This is a genomic window from Pseudoalteromonas sp. Of11M-6 (genome assembly GCF_022347905.1).
GTDB lineage: Bacteria > Pseudomonadota > Gammaproteobacteria > Enterobacterales > Alteromonadaceae > Pseudoalteromonas.
The window spans coordinates 40,699-59,788 of the sequence record NZ_JAKRFW010000020.1 but is presented as its reverse complement, the minus strand read 5'-3'; the positions used below and the strand labels follow the sequence as shown (position 1 = coordinate 59,788).

At 45.4% G+C, this 19,090-nt stretch carries 16 protein-coding genes; 7 read left to right on the top strand and 9 right to left on the bottom strand.

The features are described 5' to 3' along the window. Nucleotides 1-65: 65 nt before the first annotated feature. The 4 genes from def to trkA are packed head-to-tail and all read left to right on the top strand — an operon-like array spanning nucleotide 66 to nucleotide 4,238. Nucleotides 66-578, top strand: a complete 513-nt coding sequence (gene def, locus MHN32_RS11980) for a peptide deformylase (RefSeq protein WP_239421798.1) — start codon at nucleotides 66-68, stop codon at nucleotides 576-578. A 33-nt stretch (nucleotides 579-611) separates the two neighbouring features. After that, complete coding sequence (fmt, locus tag MHN32_RS11975; protein WP_102055798.1) at nucleotides 612-1,559, top strand: methionyl-tRNA formyltransferase; 948 nt, start codon at nucleotides 612-614, stop codon at nucleotides 1,557-1,559. Next, the gene (rsmB, locus tag MHN32_RS11970; RefSeq protein WP_239421796.1) at nucleotides 1,556-2,839 is read left to right on the top strand and encodes a 16S rRNA (cytosine(967)-C(5))-methyltransferase RsmB; all 1,284 of its coding nucleotides are present in this window, start codon (nucleotides 1,556-1,558) and stop codon (nucleotides 2,837-2,839) included. The genes fmt and rsmB overlap by 4 nt, the downstream gene beginning before the upstream one ends. A 22-nt stretch (nucleotides 2,840-2,861) precedes the next feature. Next, nucleotides 2,862-4,238, top strand: coding sequence for a Trk system potassium transporter TrkA (gene trkA / locus MHN32_RS11965; protein ID WP_239421795.1), 1,377 nt, complete (start codon nucleotides 2,862-2,864; stop codon nucleotides 4,236-4,238). A gap of 75 nt (nucleotides 4,239-4,313) precedes the next feature. Here trkA and MHN32_RS11960 read toward each other — a convergent pair whose 3' ends face one another. The 6 genes from MHN32_RS11960 to MHN32_RS11935 all read right to left on the bottom strand — a co-directional run bounded on the left by MHN32_RS11960 (nucleotide 4,314) and on the right by MHN32_RS11935 (nucleotide 11,322). Then, nucleotides 4,314-4,997, bottom strand: coding sequence for a flagellar brake protein (locus MHN32_RS11960; RefSeq protein ID WP_010604174.1), 684 nt, complete (start codon nucleotides 4,995-4,997; stop codon nucleotides 4,314-4,316). Nucleotides 4,998-5,125: 128 nt separating this feature from the next. Then, nucleotides 5,126-5,659, bottom strand: a complete 534-nt coding sequence (locus MHN32_RS11955) for a hypothetical protein (protein ID WP_233525194.1) — start codon at nucleotides 5,657-5,659, stop codon at nucleotides 5,126-5,128. A 156-nt stretch (nucleotides 5,660-5,815) separates the two neighbouring features. Beyond that, complete coding sequence (locus MHN32_RS11950) at nucleotides 5,816-7,267, bottom strand: TrkH family potassium uptake protein (RefSeq protein ID WP_010604172.1); 1,452 nt, start codon at nucleotides 7,265-7,267, stop codon at nucleotides 5,816-5,818. 63 nt (nucleotides 7,268-7,330) lie between these two features. Then, nucleotides 7,331-7,948 carry a YigZ family protein gene (locus MHN32_RS11945; RefSeq protein ID WP_095729699.1) on the bottom strand — a complete coding sequence of 206 codons (618 nt, stop codon included), beginning with the start codon at nucleotides 7,946-7,948 and terminating at the stop codon, nucleotides 7,331-7,333. A gap of 67 nt (nucleotides 7,949-8,015) precedes the next feature. Next, complete coding sequence (gene pepQ / locus MHN32_RS11940) at nucleotides 8,016-9,338, bottom strand: Xaa-Pro dipeptidase (RefSeq protein ID WP_010604170.1); 1,323 nt, start codon at nucleotides 9,336-9,338, stop codon at nucleotides 8,016-8,018. A 94-nt stretch (nucleotides 9,339-9,432) separates the two neighbouring features. After that, a complete protein-coding gene (locus MHN32_RS11935; protein WP_239421794.1) occupies nucleotides 9,433-11,322 on the bottom strand; it encodes a transglycosylase SLT domain-containing protein in 1,890 nt (629 codons plus the stop codon). Nucleotides 11,323-11,602: 280 nt separating this feature from the next. Here MHN32_RS11935 and fadB point away from each other — a divergent pair, with 280 nt between their 5' ends. From fadB to tusA, 3 genes are all read left to right on the top strand, one after another. Beyond that, nucleotides 11,603-13,765: a fatty acid oxidation complex subunit alpha FadB gene (fadB, locus tag MHN32_RS11930; RefSeq protein WP_102055795.1), complete on the top strand. Its 2,163-nt coding sequence runs from the start codon at nucleotides 11,603-11,605 to the stop codon at nucleotides 13,763-13,765. Between the two features lies 1 nt (nucleotide 13,766). Further along, nucleotides 13,767-14,936 (top strand): acetyl-CoA C-acyltransferase FadA, encoded by a 1,170-nt coding sequence (gene fadA / locus MHN32_RS11925; RefSeq protein ID WP_010604167.1) that lies wholly within the window; start codon nucleotides 13,767-13,769, stop codon nucleotides 14,934-14,936. A gap of 222 nt (nucleotides 14,937-15,158) precedes the next feature. Beyond that, nucleotides 15,159-15,398, top strand: a complete 240-nt coding sequence (tusA, locus tag MHN32_RS11920) for a sulfurtransferase TusA (protein WP_010376829.1) — start codon at nucleotides 15,159-15,161, stop codon at nucleotides 15,396-15,398. Nucleotides 15,399-15,466: 68 nt separating this feature from the next. Here the strand turns inward: tusA and MHN32_RS11915 are convergent, their stop codons facing one another. From MHN32_RS11915 to glyQ, 3 genes are all read right to left on the bottom strand, one after another. Next, entirely contained in the window at nucleotides 15,467-15,913 is a 447-nt protein-coding gene (locus MHN32_RS11915) for a hypothetical protein (RefSeq protein WP_010604165.1), read from the bottom strand. A gap of 71 nt (nucleotides 15,914-15,984) precedes the next feature. After that, a complete protein-coding gene (glyS, locus tag MHN32_RS11910; protein ID WP_010604164.1) occupies nucleotides 15,985-18,054 on the bottom strand; it encodes a glycine--tRNA ligase subunit beta in 2,070 nt (689 codons plus the stop codon). Next, nucleotides 18,054-18,956, bottom strand: a complete 903-nt coding sequence (gene glyQ / locus MHN32_RS11905; RefSeq protein ID WP_239421793.1) for a glycine--tRNA ligase subunit alpha — start codon at nucleotides 18,954-18,956, stop codon at nucleotides 18,054-18,056. The genes glyS and glyQ overlap by 1 nt, the downstream gene beginning before the upstream one ends. Between the last annotated feature and the right edge of the window lie 134 nt (nucleotides 18,957-19,090).

Sequence of the window (19,090 nt, the reverse complement as noted above, 5' to 3'; positions counted from 1 at the left end):
GGGAACTTGAATGGCTAAAATAAGACCATACACTAGCTTACACGATAAATTGATTTAGGGTAATCATGGCTATATTAGAAGTTTTAAAGTTTCCAGACGAGCGTTTACGCACTGTTGCACAGCCTGTAGCAGAGGTTAATGACGAAATACGTCAAATAGTTAAAGACATGCTGGAAACAATGTATGATGAAAATGGTATCGGCCTTGCGGCTACGCAAGTTGATATTCATCAGCGTATCGTCGTTATTGACGTTTCTGAAGAGCGCGATGAGCCACGCGTATTAATCAACCCAGAAATAACCAAACGCGATGGTACTACAGTGAGCGAAGAAGGCTGCTTGTCAGTACCATATTCATACGCAAAAGTAGATCGCGCTGAAACGGTCACGGTAAAGGCAACGAACGAACGTGGTGAAACATATGAGCTGGACGCTGATGGTTTGCTTGCCGTTTGTATTCAACACGAATTAGACCACTTAGTTGGTAAGCTATTTATCGATTACCTATCACCACTTAAACGTGACCGTATTCGTAAGAAGCTTGAAAAAGAAGCTAAGTTCGCTGCAAAGCAAGCTTAACCAATCTCCAACCAACTGATTTTAGGGTATTTCGTGAGTAATCCTTTGCGTATCGTTTTCGCAGGCACGCCTGATTTTGCAGCGCGCCACCTTGACGCACTTATTCAATCACAACATGACGTCGTGGCAGTGTACTGCCCACCCGACCGTCCAGCTGGACGTGGTAAAAAGCTCAAAGCATGTGAAGTAAAAGTATTAGCACAAGAACACAACCTGCCAGTGCTACAACCGCAATCATTAAAAACATCGGACGCACAGGCAGAGCTAGCCGCGCTTGATGCCGATGTCATGATTGTTGTTGCCTACGGAGTATTATTACCAAAAACTATTTTAGATACTCCTAGACTTGGGTGCCTGAATGTTCATGGCTCAATTTTACCACGATGGCGAGGCGCAGCGCCTATTCAGCGTGCTATTTGGGCTGGCGACAATGAAACTGGCGTAACCATCATGCAAATGGATGAGGGCCTAGATACCGGTGATATGTTGCACATCGCCCGCTGCCCTATTACAGCTACTGATACCAGTGCAGATCTCTACAACAAGCTTGCTGAACTTGGCCCTGATGCACTGATCGATACGCTAGCACGCTTATCTGCGGGCGAGATCACGCCAGAAAAGCAAGACGATACACTAGCGAATTATGCTAAGAAGCTAAGCAAAGAAGAAGCCGAGATTGACTGGCTGATGGAAGCCGCGCAAATTGAACGTAACATCCGCGCATTTAATCCATGGCCGGTTTGCTTTACCAATATGGCGGGTAACAGCGTCAAGATTTGGCAAGCGAAGGTAGTTGACGAACAAGGTGATGCAGGACATGTGCTACGTGCGGACAAGCACGGTATTGTAATTGCCTGTGGCACACAGTCATTAGAAATTCAAACCTTGCAACCACAAGGTAAAAAGCCCATGTCTGCACAAGACTTTTTGAATGGTCGAGCTGACTGGGTAGCAATTGGTGCTAAGGTTGGTGAAGCGTGAGTAATGTTCGCGCACTTGCCGCCCAAACCCTATTTCAAGTCGTCGATAAAGGCGCATCGTTAAGTGCTCAATTACCACTTGCCACCAGCCAGTTAGACGGTAAAGACAAAGCCTTGCTACAGCAAATTTGCTATGGCGTATTAAGGTACTTGCCTTCGCTTGAACATTATTGCCAGCAATTACTTGAGCAACCACTTAAAGGTAAGCGCCGTGTTTTCCAGTTTTTGCTGTATGTGGGTATTTACCAACTGCAACATATGCGTGTACCAGCTCATGCTGCAGTAGCCGAAACGGTAAACGCACTTACGCCACTAAGAGCGCCCGGCATGAAAGGCTTAGTTAATGCAATTTTACGCAGCTTCCAACGTCATCAGGTCGAATTAGAAACCAGCGCTGCCGAAATCCCAGCTTGTTTATACAACCACCCAGGCTGGTTTATCAATCAACTAAAAGCAGCTTACCCAACTCAATGGCAAGCTATTTTAGAAGCGAACCAACAACAAGCACCAATGTGGCTGCGTGTTAACCAATCGCAATTCTCTACTGCCGATTATGCAGCTCTGCTAGACCAAGAAGGGGTAGCCTATCAGCTTCATAGCGAATACCCTGACGGGATCTTACTTGATAGCCCAATCGACGTTTACGCACTACCACAATTTGCTGCTGGCGCTTGCTCAGTGCAAGACGCCGCTGCCCAAAAAGCCGCGAGATTATTAGCACCACAAGCAGGTGAAAATATCCTTGATGCTTGTGCCGCCCCAGGCGGTAAGACTTGCCATATTTTGGAGTTGGCAGATGCCAAAGTGACTGCAATTGATGCTGATGGTGACCGCTTGCTACGTGTAGAGCAAAACCTTGAGCGGATCGGATTGTCGGCCAAATGCCTTGAGGGCGATGCAAGTGACCCCGAAGCATGGTGGGGTGGCGAGCAATATGATCGCATCTTATTGGATGTACCTTGCTCTGCAACTGGCGTTATTAGAAGACACCCGGACATCAAATGGCTAAGACGTGCTTCTGATATTGATAACTTGGTGACGTTACAGGCACAAATTATTGATAAAATCTGGCCATTGCTTAAGCCCGGTGGCACACTAGTTTATGCTACCTGCTCGGTACTGCCACAAGAGAACCAGCAACAGATCGCACGCTTTCTTTCTGCGACCCCTGATGCAACGCTTGTACCTTTGCACGATGCAGACACACAAACACAACCAGGCTTGCAGCTATTACCCGGATTGAGTGATGGGTTTTACTACGCAAAGTTGACAAAACAATAATAGAAAATCGACCATAACCAATATGAAAATCATCATCTTAGGCGCCGGCCAAGTCGGCGGGACACTGGCAGAAAACCTCGTCGGTGAAGAAAATGAAATTACCGTTGTCGACATCGATGGCGAGCGCTTAAGAGAGCTGCAAGACAAATACGATCTACAGGGAGTCACTGGCCACAGTGCTCACCCTGAGATCTTACGTCAAGCAGGTGCTGAGGACGCCGACATGATAATCGCCGTAACCAGCTCGGATGAGGTTAATATGGTTGCGTGCCAGGTTGCCTATAGTATTTTCAATACGCCAACCAAAATTGCGCGGATCCGCTCTGAGCAATACTTAAAGTACAAAGAAAAGCTGTTTCACAATGACGACCTACCGGTCGACCATTACATCGCACCGGAGCAGCTAGTAACGCAATATATCCGCAGGCTAATAGATTACCCAGGCGCTTTGCAGGTGTTGCAATTTGCAGAGGGCATGCTGTCACTCGTGGCGGTTAAAGCTTATTACGGCGGTTTACTCGTTGGCTATGCACTTTCTGCATTAAAAGAGCATATTCCAAACGTCGACACCCGCGTTGCCGCTATTTATCGCCAAGGCAAAGCCATCAAGCCACTCGGCACCACCGTAATTGAAGCCGATGATGAAGTCTTCTTTATCGCCGCAACCAAGCATATTCGTGCGGTCATGAACGAGCTACAAAAGCTCGAACGCTCTTACAAGAAAATTATGATTGCCGGTGGCGGTAACATAGGTGCGGGATTGGCAAGTTCATTAGACAAGAACCATAGCGTCAAGCTTATTGAACGCAATCAAGCTCGTGCCACACAACTATCTGAAATGCTTGATAATACAGTAGTTTTTTGTGGCGATGCCTCAGACCAAGAACTGCTATCAGAAGAACATATAGAGCAAGTAGACGTGTTCATCGCGGTGACGAACGACGACGAAGCCAATATTATGGCTGCGATGCTTGCAAAACGTATGGGCGTACAAAAGACCATGGCGCTTATTCAACGTGGTGCCTATGTCGACCTCGTGCAAGGTGGCGACATTGATATTGCCATCTCACCACAGCAAGCGACTATATCAGCGCTACTCACCCATGTTCGTCGTGGAGATATCGTTAACGTTTATTCATTGCGTAAAGGTGCTGCAGAGGCCATTGAAGCTGTAGCACATGGCGATGAAAACACCTCTAAGGTTGTCGGTCGTGCTATTCGCGATATCAAATTACCGCCGGGTGCGACTATCGGTGCCATTGTCCGTGATGAAGATGTACTGATCGCACATGACGATACTATAATTCTCTCTGGCGACCATGTGATCATGTTCCTAATCGATAAAAAGCAAATCGGTGTTGTGGAAAAACTCTTCCAGGTAAGCGCTTTATTCGTTTAATGCCAATTGAGTTAATTCTCCAATCAATTTTAAGGGTGAATTATCTCATTTAAATGGTGTAAAGCGCCGTACTCACTAGGTATCTTGTTGGTCTTGAAAAATAGATAAATCGATTAAATAGTCTTTTAATACGCTGCGGATTATTTCTGGTTCTGAGGTTAAGTGAATGCCTAGAGAGACGATTTGCTCATGACTTTTTATACGCCGAATATCCCCTTCTAGCGAGATCTGATTCCCTTCTTTACCTTCGATAAACACTTCGCACTTTAAACCTTCTTCCATATGTTCAGCATCAATTGACGTTAAGTCGAGCTGTAAACCAGCAAGTGAGATGTCCTTTATTACCCCAACATCTTTGCTGCCATGACAGTGAAACTTAGCGGGGATTAAGGTTGGCACCCGGTTTTGCGAGCGGAGTTTGTATGTTTGTACCTTTTCGGGTAAATAGAGAAAAATAAGCCGCGCGGGATGGACTGAAACCGCTTTGATTTGCGATTTGAATGCAATGACTTGGCCATCACCATTTTCGAGCAAAGCCCGAACGATAACCGAAGTCCCTTCCATAACAAAGTCCAGCGCCGCGCCTAATCGCTTAGGGTTGGGATGGTTAAGAATTAAAAACGCCCCTTGTAGCATACCGACATATTCTGTTTTTATTCTTTTACTATTTGCCGGTAAACAAATTTCTAAATCAACAATACTTCCAGCGCTGATTGCGGTGAGCAAAGTTTCTTGCCCAACCTCTTGAGTTTTTAACATGGATCCAACCCTTCCTGAGTTCACTCTACTACTTTTTTATTGTAGCAGTTTTAGCGGAAGGCCATTTAAAACTGAATTCAGATTAATTACAACTCCCCGACCATCAGCAATATCTAGCAAAGATCCGTCTATTTGACTAAAAAATGGCTTTTTAATATTATCGCACCATCTCTTAACGTCATCATTTTACTTTGTACCTCAAGCGAACTTTGTGGCATACCAAGCTCGTTATCCTCAATAAACAACATCATAGGTTCGCTGTTACGCTTAGCAACAAATAATATACCCGAGACATCATGTTTGAATAAGCAGCCTGCTCCCTCCGTCTCGAAGTCATCGACAATCGCTGGTATTTGGCGCTTTTGCCAGAGCTCATTTTCTGAAATCACTTGAACAACAAACCGTATACCACTCTCACAGCCAATTTGATGAAACAAGTCATATGATTGAGCACTACCTAATGTGGGCTGGTTATGTTGCAAGTAACCGACCTCATCGATTAAGCTATTTAACTGTATTACGCTTCGTTCTATAAGCTGCATACCCAAGTCCTGCTCATGGCTAGCAGCAAATCCCTCAATCACTTTAAACCCTTTATCTGAAAAGCGTGTGGCAAGCAATATCGTCGCCTCCAAGTTAAATCGTTGTAAAAATACTGACACTTGAAAACCCCGAAAATCCGAGTTTTTGAAATTTTTATTAACTTTTTCTTTGCGAAGTTCAAAAGGAAGATGACAACTTGTCACAAAGGGCAGAAACAAGGTAGTGGTACTGTCAGCTGTAGGCTCCTAGCAAAAGAGCCCACAACTTAAGCACAGTTACCCACGCCAGAAGGTAGGAGTAAATAAGACTAACAACGTGAAGATCTCTAAGCGGCCAAAGACCATAGCAAGAGTAAGGATCCACTTTGCTGCATCGCTAATGTCGCCGTAGTGCGCTGCAACACTTCCCAATCCTGGGCCCAAGTTATTTAGACAGGCCGCAGTTGCTGAAAATGCAGTAATATTATCGAGTCCCGTCCCCAGTAATGCAATCATAATAATCACAAACACCAGCGCATAAGCCGAGAAGAACCCCCACACCGCTTCCACCACTTTATCAGGCAATGCCTTGCGGCCTAATTTTATCGAGTAAATAGCGCGTGGATGCACTAAACGATTAAGCTCGCGGATCCCCTGTAAATAGAGTAAGAAGACACGCACAACCTTCATCCCACCACCCGTAGAACCAGCACAGCCACCAATGAAGCTAGAGAAAATCAAGAGAATAGGTAGAAACAGCGGCCACGTTGAGAAGCTATCGGTCGCAAACCCTGCAGTCGTACTAATTGACACAGCCTGAAACATCGCTTGATCTAAGGTTTCATCACCCGTTTCATAGACATTGCTTGACGATAATACCGCAAAACAAATCACTACCAACGCTAACTGGATAAATAGAAAGACTTTAAACTCAGGATCTCGCAAATAGGCTTTAATATTGCGGCTCGACACAGCAGCATAATGTAGCGAGAAGTTAATGGCAGCAATCAGCAAGAAGATGACGCAAATAACGTTAATGAGCGGGTTATCGAAGTAGCCCATAGAAGCGTCATAAGTCGAGAAGCCACCGATAGCTATCGTAGCAAACGCATGACAGATAGCATCAAACCAATTCATTCCTGCTATCCAGTAAGCCAGCGTACAAGCTGCCGTTAGAGACACATAGATATACCAAAGGTGCTTGGCGGTATCGGCAATGCGCGGTGTCATCTTTGAGTCTTTAACTGGACCTGGTGTTTCGGCACGATATAACTGCATGCCACCAACCCCAAGCATAGGAAGAACGGCTACGGCCAATACGATGATCCCCATACCACCAAGCCACTGCAACTGCTGGCGATAGAATAATACCGCTTTAGGTAAATGTTCTATACCCGTCAATACCGTAGCCCCTGTAGTTGTCAGCCCAGAAAAAGCTTCAAACACGGCATCTGCTAGAGATAGATTCGGTTTATCTAAGAAAATGAGCGGCAATGATGCAAACGACCCCAGTACCAGCCAGAATAAGACAACGATTAAGAAGCCCTCTCTGGCTTTAAGATCGCCGTTTTCCTTGCGGTTTGGGTAGTACGCAAACAAACCCATTAGCACACTAAAAATGAAAGCTAAAACAAAAGGTACACCACCACCATCTTTGTATATCAAAGATACAATGGCTGGTGGCACCATAGTGATACTAAATAGAGCGACTAACTGCCCGAGTATTTTTATTATGGTACGAAATTGCATTTTGTACGCTGCGCTTTTTGTTATTTAACCAGAGGTTAATTAGTGAATGTAAAGAAGTAGAACCTACTCCTTGAGTTGCTTAAATAATACAACACCATTGGTTAATTCATAAATAGCATCAATGATTTGTTGTGTTTCACGACTATCTACTGCTATTTGCCAGGTAATATTAGCCGTGTATTCTTTATCTAAATTTAGCACTGTAAACTGGCTTTGTAATAGCTGCTCTATCACACCTTGAAGATGGTAATCACTGTGGCCAACAATAATAGAAGCCGGTACTTTTTTAGTCGTGCTTAGCTGTGCTAGTGCGTTATTAAGCGTGCCACCATAAGCTCTAACCAACCCCCCGGTGCCAAGTTTTATACCGCCAAAATAACGCGTCGTCACCGCGGTTATTTCACCAATCCCTGATCCCATTAGCACATTGAGCATTGGCTTACCAGCGGTCCCGTTAGGCTCACCATCATCAGAAAACCCTAACACATGGCTGCCACCTGGTGCCCCTGCGATGTGTGCCCAACAATTGTGCCGTGCATCAGGATACGCGTCATTAATCTGCTTAATAAACGCTTTAGCATCTTCGATGGTTGGCGTGTGGGCCAAATGTACGATAAACGTGCTTTTCTTAATTTCCTCATGATGACTAATTGATTCACTCGGAATGAAATATTCAGACATAATGTTCCAAACTAAAAGGGAGCCAATCGGCCCCCAAATATACTTACTTTTAGCGCTAGAAGTCAGCTTACTCGAGACCGAAATCTCGCGTCATATTTTCTAGTCTATCTTCATGCACAATGATGTTATCTTCAATACGGATACCACCGTAAGGCTTCAGTGCATCAACCTTATCCCAATTGATATACTGTTTGTTTTCTGTTTGCGCCAAGTCTTCCAACAATGAATCGATGAAGTACAACCCAGGCTCAATAGTGAACACCTGATTAGCCTCTATCTTACGAGTACAACGCAAGAACGGGTGACCTTCAGGCGGTGCTTGGTGCGTGCCGGCTTCATCAGCCATGAATCCGCCCATATCATGTACCTGTAGACCAATATGGTGACCGAGACCATGAGGGAAGAAAGTGGAAGAAATCCCCTTCTCGACGATGGCCTGAGCACCAAGCTTAACAATACCAAAGTCACTCAACACTTGCGCCACACGATTATGACAATCGATATGCAGCTCACCGTATAGTTTGCCCGGTTGTAATGCTTTGCCCAATTCAATTTGGTGATCGTTCATGACTTTCACCAACTCGGCAAACTCACCTTGTTTAGCAAAATCATAAGTACGGGTAATATCTGACGCATAACCGTTAAAGTTTGCACCGGCATCAATCAAAAATGATAAGTGCTTACTCGGTGCTTTACGCTCAAAATGGGTATAGTGCAAAATCGCACAATTTTCATTCAAGGCGACAATATTGCCATATGGCGTATCGTTTTCCATATGCTGAGTTGCATTAAGATAAGCTTGTTGAATTTCAAACTCGGAACCACCAGCAAAGAAGGCATCGCGCGCCGCCATGTGGCCAAGCACGCCAAGACGGCTTGCTTCACGTAAACATGCCATTTCATACTGAGTTTTATATGCACGATGATAATGCAAGAAGTTCATCACCGGCTCTGGATTCACTTGAGTAAAGCCAAGCGCTTGTGCAACCTCTAAATATTCACCGATATAGGCATAGTTTGCTTTGTCGTATGGCAGTAACTGTTCAACCTGATCTGGCTTAACCAGCAGTTGAATATCAAAATACTCTGCCCAAAAATCTCTCGGCTCGTCAGGCACTTTATGCCAAAAATCAACCGGACGATAAAAAATGAGTTTCGGCTTGTCACTGCCATTAACCACAATCCAGCAATGCGGATTATCGATAACAGGCAACCAAGCTTTAAATTGCGGGTTAACTTTAAACGGATAGTACATATCATCAAGGAATTGACGCTTTGCTTGCCCCGAATGGATCACAAGTCCATCCAGTCCTTCTCGTTCTACTATCGTTCTTGTACGCTGTTGCAACGTGGCAATGTGCTCTGCGTATAAATTTGCTAACTTATCCATGGTGTACCCATTTTCAAAAATTCACATACTATCGAGTCTATCATAGCTGCTACCTAAAAACGACGAACTGAGTCTAAGCACCAGCCATGTGCGGTTATTTCACAATTTTCATATCCAAGATACTTGCCAATATGTTGCCATCACGACCAAGGCGGGTATGGTAAACCTGTCGATATGCCATCACATTTTTTACGTAGTCACGTGTTTCTCGGTACGGGATCAGCTCAATCCAAAGCTCAGCAGGCATAGCCTCTGACGGCAGCCAACGCTTAATTCTATGATAACCCGCGTTGTACGATGCTGTCGCCAAAACCTCATTTCCAGCATTTTTACGCTTCAAATACTCTAAATAACTGGTCCCCAAGCGAATGTTTGTGGCCGGATGATATAGGCGATTTTTTGCCACGCGTTTGCGGTTGTTGACGTATTTGGCAGTGCTTGGCAGCAGCTGCATTAAACCGTGAGCATCCGCACTCGAGCGTGCATCCGGTGCGAAAGAGCTTTCCCGGCGAGCAATCGCAATGCTCCATGCAACATCGACTCGATTACGCTCACTATATTTAGTGAACAGCTCTTTAAACGCTATCGGGAAACGCAAATCAACGTAATTCCAAGCTTTGATCTGTGCAAGAGTAAAAATAGTGCTGTCGTACCAATCAAAGTCAGCAGCCAATATGGATGCTGCAAGCTTTTCCTCTTTGCTTGAGGTGTTAGTAAGGTAGTTCCACTCTCGACGTGCTTGAGTATACCTTTCCAGTTCGTATAAAGCCTTTGCTCGCTTAAAACCAGGCGCATGAGATACTCGTTCGACAATGCTGGGGTCAACATTTAACGGCTCTTCATTCAGTGAGACTGGTAATCCTAAACGCGCAGCAGCCAAAAAACCGTAGTAATCACGCTCTTGCGCTAATTGCTGCCAAATCTCGTTAGCCTTAGCTAACTCGTCACGCTTCGCGAGGCTATATGCAAGCCAGTATTGTTGACCATTGCTTAGTTGCTCGTGACCCACGAATAAGGCCGAAATCCCTTCCCAATCTTGCTCTTTCAGCATGTTACTCATCAGCCACTGTAGTAGCTTTCTGTCCTGCAACGATTTGGGCACTTTATTAAGCCAAAACCGTGCGTCTTCATGCCCTTTAGACGCAAGCGCTAGAGCGAAACGATAAGCAACACTATCCTTTTGCCGCTGAGTAAAGGTAAACATATCCTGCATCTTCTGCCAGGCACGCAGCGCTAAATCAGGATCGCGCCAAACGAGGCGTCTTATACCATATACCGCAATTTCGGCTTCTTTTTCGGTGCGTTTACTAAACCGATAAAGCCCAGCAGCGGCACTCGGATCTTGGCGAACCTTTTTATATAGCTCGGCAAGGTATGCCTCATTTTTTGGTAACAGCTTCTCAAGATAGTCTAGCAGTGACGTTTGACCAGATTGCGCAGCATTAGAAATTCGCTGCCAGACTAGCTCAGGCGTTCTATACCCCGCTTTTTGCCATTGGTTAAAAAGACCATCACAAGCTCTGGGCTGAGACTTTCCCACCGTCCAAATACCGGCTACCTGATCAAGAATGGCTTTTTTCGGTGCACCCAAGTCCAACTGATACACCAAATACGTACACTTGAGCTCAACATCACTGGTTTCACGATAGAACTCGATGAATCGTGCTTTCTTTTTATACCGCTTTAAATAATCGAGCCAAGCTGAACGTACAGGCCATTCTAATGGGGTGTGTTCGTATACCGTTAAAAAGTGCTGAATTTCCTGCTGGTACTTGAGTTTAGGGTGACGCTTGTAAAATGCCATTTCAACGTATGGCTTAAGTGGATGATCGAGCTGCGCTGTTGCAGCTTTAAAATTATTATAATTACCAGACCAAGCGACACGCTCAGCCTCTTTAAATTCGTCGTGAGTGCTATCGGCTGCACAGAGCCAGCTCACCATACATAAGCTGCCTGCAGCTAAGCGGGGTAACCAATATGTCATGCAAACCCTTTTTTATCTGCCAAAAGAATACACACCTAAATTGAAATACAGCCAAATTATGCTTATCTAAAGATGGCGCTGAAGACCAAAACTCGGCTTGTCACTTGCGAGCATGCTCATAAATGACACTAAATGCGAGGTGCGTTAAGCCACCATAGCAAACCGACTCAGGTATTTCAGTAAATGTGCGGTAAATTTTTCATTGCAATTTGCCGCCAAAGGATCCACACTGATTGAAATTACAACTCATCGTACCAGTGTAAAGCACGGGAGAACATGTATGTTAATCAAACGCGAGTCCTTTGTAGTTGATTTTTGCAAAGGCAATATCGCTGAGTTTAAGTTTTGCCTACCAGGCTCAGTAAACAAACTATCTCAGCAAGTACTAAAGGAAAGCCACGAAGCACTTATCGAATTGAGCCAGCGCGACGACATCGACGGCTTAATTTTTACCAGCGATAAAGACCACTTTATTGTTGGCGCTGATATTTTTGAATTCCTTCCGACTTTCCAACGCCCAGAAGAAGAACTTGTTGGTTGGATTAAAACCGCAACCGATGTCTTCGACGCAATAGAAGATTTACCTTTCCCTACACTATCGGCAGTAAATGGCCTTGCGCTTGGCGGTGGTTGCGAGTGGTTGCTCGCCACGGATTACCGTATTGCAACTGACAACGCAAAAATTGGCCTACCAGAAGTTAAGCTTGGCATTATGCCGGGCTTTGGTGGTACCGTAAGACTTCCTCGCTTAATCGGCGCTGACAACGCAATGACGTGGATAACCACAGGTCAAGAAAACCGAGCGAATGACGCACTAAAAGTGGGTGCGGTTGACGGTGTAGTACCTACTGACAAACTCATGGCTGCCGCTATTCGTACCTTGGAGCAAGCCATTGCAGGTAAATTAGATTGGCGCGCGAAACGCCAAATCAAGCTTGACCCATTGAAGATGAATCGTGTTGAGCAAGGTATGAGCTTTGGTATGGCCGAAGGCTTAGTCATGGCAAAAACCAAAGGTCATTACCCAGCACCAATGATGGCGGTACAAACGCTTAAAGCGGCAGCAAACCTTAGTCGCAGAGAAGCGATGGCACTCGAAAACCAAAACTTTGCTAAGCTTGCCAAAACGGCAGAAGCCGCAGCGCAAACCGGTATTTTCTTAGCGGATCAATACATCAAAACGGTTGCCAAGAAACAAGCAAAACAAAGTAAAACAGAGATCAAACAAGCAGCGGTACTTGGTGCTGGTATTATGGGTGGCGGTATCGCTTACCAATCGGCCTACAAAGGTACGCCAATTGTCATGAAAGACATCCAGCAAGGTGCCCTAGACCTTGGTATGGGTGAGGCTGCAAAACTACTTGGTAAAAAAGTACAGCGCGGCCACATGTCAATGGACAAGATGGTTGCCACTTTAGGTAAAATCAAAGCAACGCTCAACGATCACGATCTACAAGGCTCAGACATCATCGTAGAAGCCGTTGTTGAAAACCCTAAAGTCAAGAAAACGGTATTGGCGAGTTTAGAGTCGCAATTACCAGAAGGTACGATCCTGACTTCAAACACATCAACTATTCGTATTGATGAGTTAGCCACGGCACTTGAGAAGCCAGAAAACTTCTGTGGTATGCACTTCTTTAACCCAGTGCCAAAAATGCCATTGGTAGAAATCATTCGTGGCGAGCAAACATCGGATGAAACCGTTGCTGCAGTGGTAGATTATGCCTTAAAGCTTGGCAAGTCTCCTATCGTTGTTAACGATTGCCCAGGTTTCTTCGTGAACCGTGTTCTATTCCCTTACTTTGCAGGCTTCAGCCAACTTGTTGTAGAAGGTGCTGACTTCGCAAAAGTAGATAAGGTTATGGAAAATGTCTTCGGCTGGCCAATGGGTCCAGCGTACCTACTAGACGTAGTGGGTATCGATACGGCAAACCATTGTACTGGTGTAATGGCTGATGGCTTCCCTACTCGCATGGCACGTAAAGACAAAGACCCTGTCGCAGTACTTGCGGGGGCTGAGCGCTTTGGTCAGAAGAACCAAAAAGGCTTCTACCAATACGCACCAGATCGCAAAGGTCGTTTGAAGAAGAGTAAAGACGACAGCGCGCTTGAGCTGCTGAGCGGTATTTGTGACGCACCAACTGAATTTGATAAACAAACGATTATTGAGCGTTGTATGGTGCCAATGATCAATGAAGTGTTACTGTGTCTGCAAGAAAACATTGTTGCTTCACCGCAAGAAGCAGACATGGCACTGATCTACGGTATCGGCTTCCCTCCATTCAGAGGTGGTGCATTCCGCTATCTAGACCAAATCGGCCTCGCAAACTTTGTAGCTATGGCTGATAAGTACGCTCATCTTGGTGAAATTTATCGAGTTTCTGAGCAAACTAGACAGTGGGCAGATGAAGGTAAAGTGTTCTATCAAGTGGAGGGCCAGTAACATGGAAAACGCGGTAATCGTAGATTGTATTCGTACCCCAATGGGCCGTTCAAAAGGCGGTGTATTTAAGCATAAACGTGCCGAAGACCTCAGCGCACACTTGATGAAAGGCCTACTTGAGCGTAACCCTCAAGTAGCACCAGACTCAATTGATGACATTTACTGGGGCTGTGTACAGCAAACTTTAGAGCAAGGCTTTAACGTTGGTCGTAACGCTGCACTCTTAGCTGGCATTCCTCATACCGTACCGGCGGTAACCGTAAACCGCCTATGCGGTTCGTCAATGCAGGCTTTGCATGACGCAGCTCGCGCTATCATGACAGGTGCTGGTGACACTTACCTTATCGGTGGTGTTGAGCACATGGGTCACGTACCAATGACACATGGTAATGACTTTCACCCAGGCCTTGCGACATCAGTTGCGCAAGCTGCTGGCGTGATGGGGTTAACAGCTGAGTACTTAGCGCTAATGCATGGTATCAGTCGTGAGCAGCAAGATGAATTTGCCGTACGTTCACACCAGCGCGCACATGCCGCAACCCTTGAAGGGCGTTTTGCAAAAGAAATCCTGCCAATGGAAGGTCATGATGCCGATGGTACACCTGTACTTGTCGAGCATGACGAAGTTATCCGCCCTGAGACAAGCCTAGAAGGTCTAGGACAGCTACGTCCTGTATTTAACCCAGCATCGGGTACGGTAACTGCAGGTACCTCTTCAGCGCTTTCTGACGGTGCTTCAGCTATGTTGGTCATGAGCGAGTCTAAAGCAAGAGAACTCGGTCTTCCAATTCGTGCTCGTGTTAAGTCAATGGCAGTCGCAGGTTGCGATCCTTCCATCATGGGTTATGGTCCAGTTCCAGCATCACAAAAAGCCTTGAAGCAGGCGGGCATTACTATCGATGATATTGATGTTGCTGAACTAAACGAAGCCTTTGCAGCACAATCACTACCAGTGCTAAAAGATCTAGGTCTACTAGACAAAGTAGATGAGAAAGTGAACCTCAACGGTGGTGCAATTGCACTCGGTCACCCACTTGGTTGCTCAGGCTCACGTATTAGCACAACGCTTATCAATCTAATGGAAGAGAAAGACGCGAAGTATGGTCTTGCAACTATGTGTATTGGTTTAGGCCAAGGTATCGCTACCGTATTCGAGCGCGTAGATAACTAATTCCAACCAGCTGGTACTGGGCTTTTATAAGACAATACCAGCACACAACTTCAACTTGGTGACCAAGGCAAAACGGCACAGCTGTTTTGCCTTTTTTATTACCCGCATTTACCTCACCTCGGCTGGCTAAGACTTGAGTTATCCAAACTTGAGCTTACTTACAACATGCGGTTAAAATAGCAGTTTTCGTCACTAACAACGTAACTAACAAGGCCACCCACAATGAGTTTTGATAATACCGACCACACCTTAGATGCAGTAGGCTTACGTTGTCCGGAGCCGGTAATGATGATTAGAGGCATGGTGAGACGGATGAACTTAGGTGAGACGTTGTTAGTTATCGCAGATGATCCATCAACGACAAGGGACATTCCGAGCTTCTGTGAATTTATGGATCACACTTTGGTTGCCAAAGCAGTGGCCGAATCTCCTTACAAATATGTGATTAAGAAAGGTCAGTGATCTCCTCTTTAACACACTGTTTGAACTCATGAGTCATAGACAATAAAAAAGCGGCTGATGCCGCTTTTTTAAGATTTTACAATCACCACCTTTGGTGAGCGAGGATTACGATAATCTAAGCGGATTTCGTACCAACCTTTTTTACTTGGCTTAAAGCTAAAGTAGTTATACACAGTGTTACAATCCGCGACCAGCGGTTGTCCTAGCGTTAACTGCCCTTCACTCTTATAGCCACAGTTGTAGCCTTCACTCCACTGCTCATCAGCAATTTTAAATTCATACACTTTACCTGGGCTCATGAATCTTGCTTTTGTTGCGTAGATCCCCGGTTGTGTTTCTTCAAAGCGATACTGAGGTTCGGCATCCCACAGAGTGAAGTCACCGCGTAAATACATTGTCTTATCCAACTCTCCAGCAACTACCGGTGAAGTTGACGTTGTTGGCAATTGAAAGTTACTACTACAAGCGGTAAGTGCTAATAGCGCAATCGCCATTGCCCCTTGTTTTTTAATCATAGCTAGACTGCCTTTTACTTGCTTTTACCAATCAGCAAAAAGCCAGCAACTGCTGGCTTTTGTATCAGCAATTAGTTTTGTAACACTGAAATATCTGCAGTATTAAGGAATAACTTACTTAACTGACCAAGTAGCGCTAAACGATTGGCTTTAACCGCTTCATCGTCCGCCATTACCATAACATTATCAAAGAAGTTATCTACTGCTTCACGTAAACTTGCTAAACGCGTCAGTGCAGTTTGATAATCACCTTCAGCGTAAACAGGTGCAAGCTCAGCAGTTAACGCAGCAACTTGTGCAGCCAATGTTTGCTCAGCTTCTTCTTGCAGGAGTGAACTCTCCACCGCAGCTTCTGACGCGACGTTATTCTTCGCTAAAATGTTGTTTACACGCTTATTGGCAGCAGCTAACGCTTCAGCTTCCGCCAACGTTCTAAAGTGACTAACCGCTTTTACTCGGCGATCAAAATCAACTGGGCTCGTTGGACGTCTTGCAAGTACTGCTTGGATCACATCCACGCTGATACCTTCATCTTGGTACCAGGCACGGAAACGACCTAACATAAACTCAACCACTTCATCGGCAACATTTGCATTGCTTAGCTTATCACCGAATAACGTCATTGCTTTGGCAACGATATCCTGAATGTCTAATGGTAGTTCTTTTTCTACCATGATACGCAATGCGCCGATGGCAGCACGACGAAGTGCAAACGGGTCTTTATCGCCTTTTGGTGTCTGGCCGATACCAAAAATGCCAACCAGAGTATCAAACTTATCCGCAAGCGCCACAGCAAAACTGATTGGGTTAGACGGTAGATTATCACCAGCAAAACGCGGCATATATTGCTCATTTTGTGCTAGTGCGACTTCTTCCGCTTCGCCATCAATGCGCGCGTAATGCATACCCATCACGCCCTGAACGTCAGTAAATTCCATGACCATTTCAGTCATTAAATCCGTTTTACTTAGTAAACCGGCACGCTCTGCTAATGCCTTATCAGCACCAAGCTGCTCCGCAATAAAACCAGCGAGTGCCGAGATACGCTCTGACTTGTCTTTTAGTGTGCCAAGCTGCTTCTGAAATAACACTGAATCAAGTGACTCAAGACGACTTTCCAGCGTTTTCTTCTTATCCGTTTCAAAGAAGAACTGAGCATCTGCCAGACGTGGACGAACCACTTTCTCGTTACCCGAGATCACTACGCTCGGATCTTTACTTTCAATGTTAGAAACAAACAAGAACTTGTTGATCAAGTTGCCTTGCTTATCTAACAGTGGAAAGTATTTTTGGTCGTCTTTCATGGTGTAGATAAGTGCTTCATCAGGCACTTGCAAGAAGGCTTCTTCAAAAGATGCAACTAAAGTTACTGGCCACTCGACTAGTGATGTAACTTCTTCAAGAAGATCTTCATCCATCGCTACTTGCGCGCCGAGCTTTTCAGCTTCAGCTTCAATTTGGCCTCGAATTAACGCTTTACGTGCTTCATAATCCGCAATAACGTATGCGCCTTTTAGCACTGCATGGCTATCATCAGCATGTTCAACACGAACACGTTCAGGGTGATGGAAGCGATGTCCTTGCAGCTCATTACTGATAGCTTTACCTAGCACTTCACCTTCAACTTGTTGACTACCAAGTAGTGCAGCCACAGTATGCACAGGACGGATAAATTGCGTCTTGTTCGCACCCCAGCGCATCGGCTTTGGAATAGGTAACTTAGCCAGTGCTTTGTTGATCACATCGCTTAGTAACGCTAAGGTCTGTTGCCCCTCTACTTTCGCTTTGTGTAGCAGCCAAGTACCCTTGTCAGTTTCTAAACGCTCAGCATCATTAATATCAATACCACAACCACGAGCCCAACCTAGCGCCGCTTTAGTCGCGTTACCATCCGCGTCAAATGCCGCCTGAATAGCTGGACCACGCTTTTCAACCACTTTATCGGCCTGTTGCGTTTGCAATGCTTTAACTTGAATGCCTAAGCGACGAGGTGATGCATACCAGCTCACGCCTTCATGGCTAAGCTCTAATGCTTCAAGTTCTTGCCTAGTATTTTCTGCGAATGACTCAGCAAGGTTGCGTAACGCCTTTGGTGGTAGCTCTTCGGTACCAATTTCTACGAGTAAGTTTTCAATCGACATTATTTATCCTTACAAAGCGGGAAGCCAAGTGCTTCACGTGCGTCATAGTAAGCCTGTGCACAAGCTTTTGATAAAGCACGAACTCTTAATATATAGCGCTGACGCTCAGTTACTGAGATAGCATGACGTGCGTCTAACAGGTTAAATGCATGAGATGCCTTCATTACCTGCTCATAAGCTGGCAATGGAAGCCCCGCTTCGATTAGCTTTTCACTTTCTTTTTCACACTGGTCAAACTGCTTGAATAATGCCTCTACATCCGCATATTCAAAGTTATATGTCGACTGTTCGATCTCGTTTTGCATGAACACGTCACCATAAGTTACGCGCCCCATTGGACCATCTGTCCAAACGAGATCATAAATGCTGTCTACACCTTGTATATACATCGCAAGGCGCTCTAAACCATAAGTAATTTCACCCGTTACCGGTGAGCATTCAATACCGCCAACTTGCTGGAAGTAAGTAAACTGAGTCACTTCCATGCCATTCAACCATACTTCCCAACCTAATCCCCAAGCACCTAGCGTTGGTGACTCCCAGTTGTCTTCAACAAAACGTACTTCGTGCGTCAATGTATCAATGCCCAACGCTTCTAGAGAGCCTAGGTAGAGCTCCTGAATAGTCTCAGGCGATGGCTTCAAAACAACTTGGAATTGGTAGTAATGCTGAAGACGGTTAGGGTTTTCACCATAGCGACCATCCGTCGGGCGGCGACAAGGTTGTACGTATGCGCTCGACATTGGCTCAGGACCAATGGACTTAAGGAAGGTCATCGGGTGGAATGTACCCGCACCAACTTCCATATCTAAAGGTTGAGCTACAACACAGCCTTGCTGCGCCCAGTAATCCTGTAAAGCCAGGATCAAACCTTGGAAGGTTTTGATATCGTATTTTTGCATAGTTGGCTTATTTTTATCTGGTACTTATCGTATGTAAACGCCTGCAGTAATTTGGCGCTTACGCTCGATTCAATGATTGAAAATTATGCTCAGTATACCGCGAGCGCAGGAGGGTTTTAAGCTTTAAAGCATAA

What these genes read in the sequence shown, in the direction of transcription:
- def (WP_239421798.1), top strand. Translation starts at nt 66, where the DNA reads ATGGCTATATTAGAAGTTTTAAAGTTTCCAGACGAGCGTTTACGCACT.
- trkA (WP_239421795.1), top strand. Translation starts at nt 2,862, where the DNA reads ATGAAAATCATCATCTTAGGCGCCGGCCAAGTCGGCGGGACACTGGCA.
- MHN32_RS11960 (WP_010604174.1), bottom strand. Translation starts at nt 4,997, where the DNA reads ATGTTAAAAACTCAAGAGGTTGGGCAAGAAACTTTGCTCACCGCAATC.
- MHN32_RS11950 (WP_010604172.1), bottom strand. Translation starts at nt 7,267, where the DNA reads ATGCAATTTCGTACCATAATAAAAATACTCGGGCAGTTAGTCGCTCTA.
- MHN32_RS11945 (WP_095729699.1), bottom strand. Translation starts at nt 7,948, where the DNA reads ATGTCTGAATATTTCATTCCGAGTGAATCAATTAGTCATCATGAGGAA.
- pepQ (WP_010604170.1), bottom strand. Translation starts at nt 9,338, where the DNA reads ATGGATAAGTTAGCAAATTTATACGCAGAGCACATTGCCACGTTGCAA.
- MHN32_RS11935 (WP_239421794.1), bottom strand. Translation starts at nt 11,322, where the DNA reads ATGACATATTGGTTACCCCGCTTAGCTGCAGGCAGCTTATGTATGGTG.
- fadB (WP_102055795.1), top strand. Translation starts at nt 11,603, where the DNA reads ATGTTAATCAAACGCGAGTCCTTTGTAGTTGATTTTTGCAAAGGCAAT.
- fadA (WP_010604167.1), top strand. Translation starts at nt 13,767, where the DNA reads ATGGAAAACGCGGTAATCGTAGATTGTATTCGTACCCCAATGGGCCGT.
- tusA (WP_010376829.1), top strand. Translation starts at nt 15,159, where the DNA reads ATGAGTTTTGATAATACCGACCACACCTTAGATGCAGTAGGCTTACGT.
- MHN32_RS11915 (WP_010604165.1), bottom strand. Translation starts at nt 15,913, where the DNA reads ATGATTAAAAAACAAGGGGCAATGGCGATTGCGCTATTAGCACTTACC.
- glyS (WP_010604164.1), bottom strand. Translation starts at nt 18,054, where the DNA reads ATGTCGATTGAAAACTTACTCGTAGAAATTGGTACCGAAGAGCTACCA.
- glyQ (WP_239421793.1), bottom strand. Translation starts at nt 18,956, where the DNA reads ATGCAAAAATACGATATCAAAACCTTCCAAGGTTTGATCCTGGCTTTA.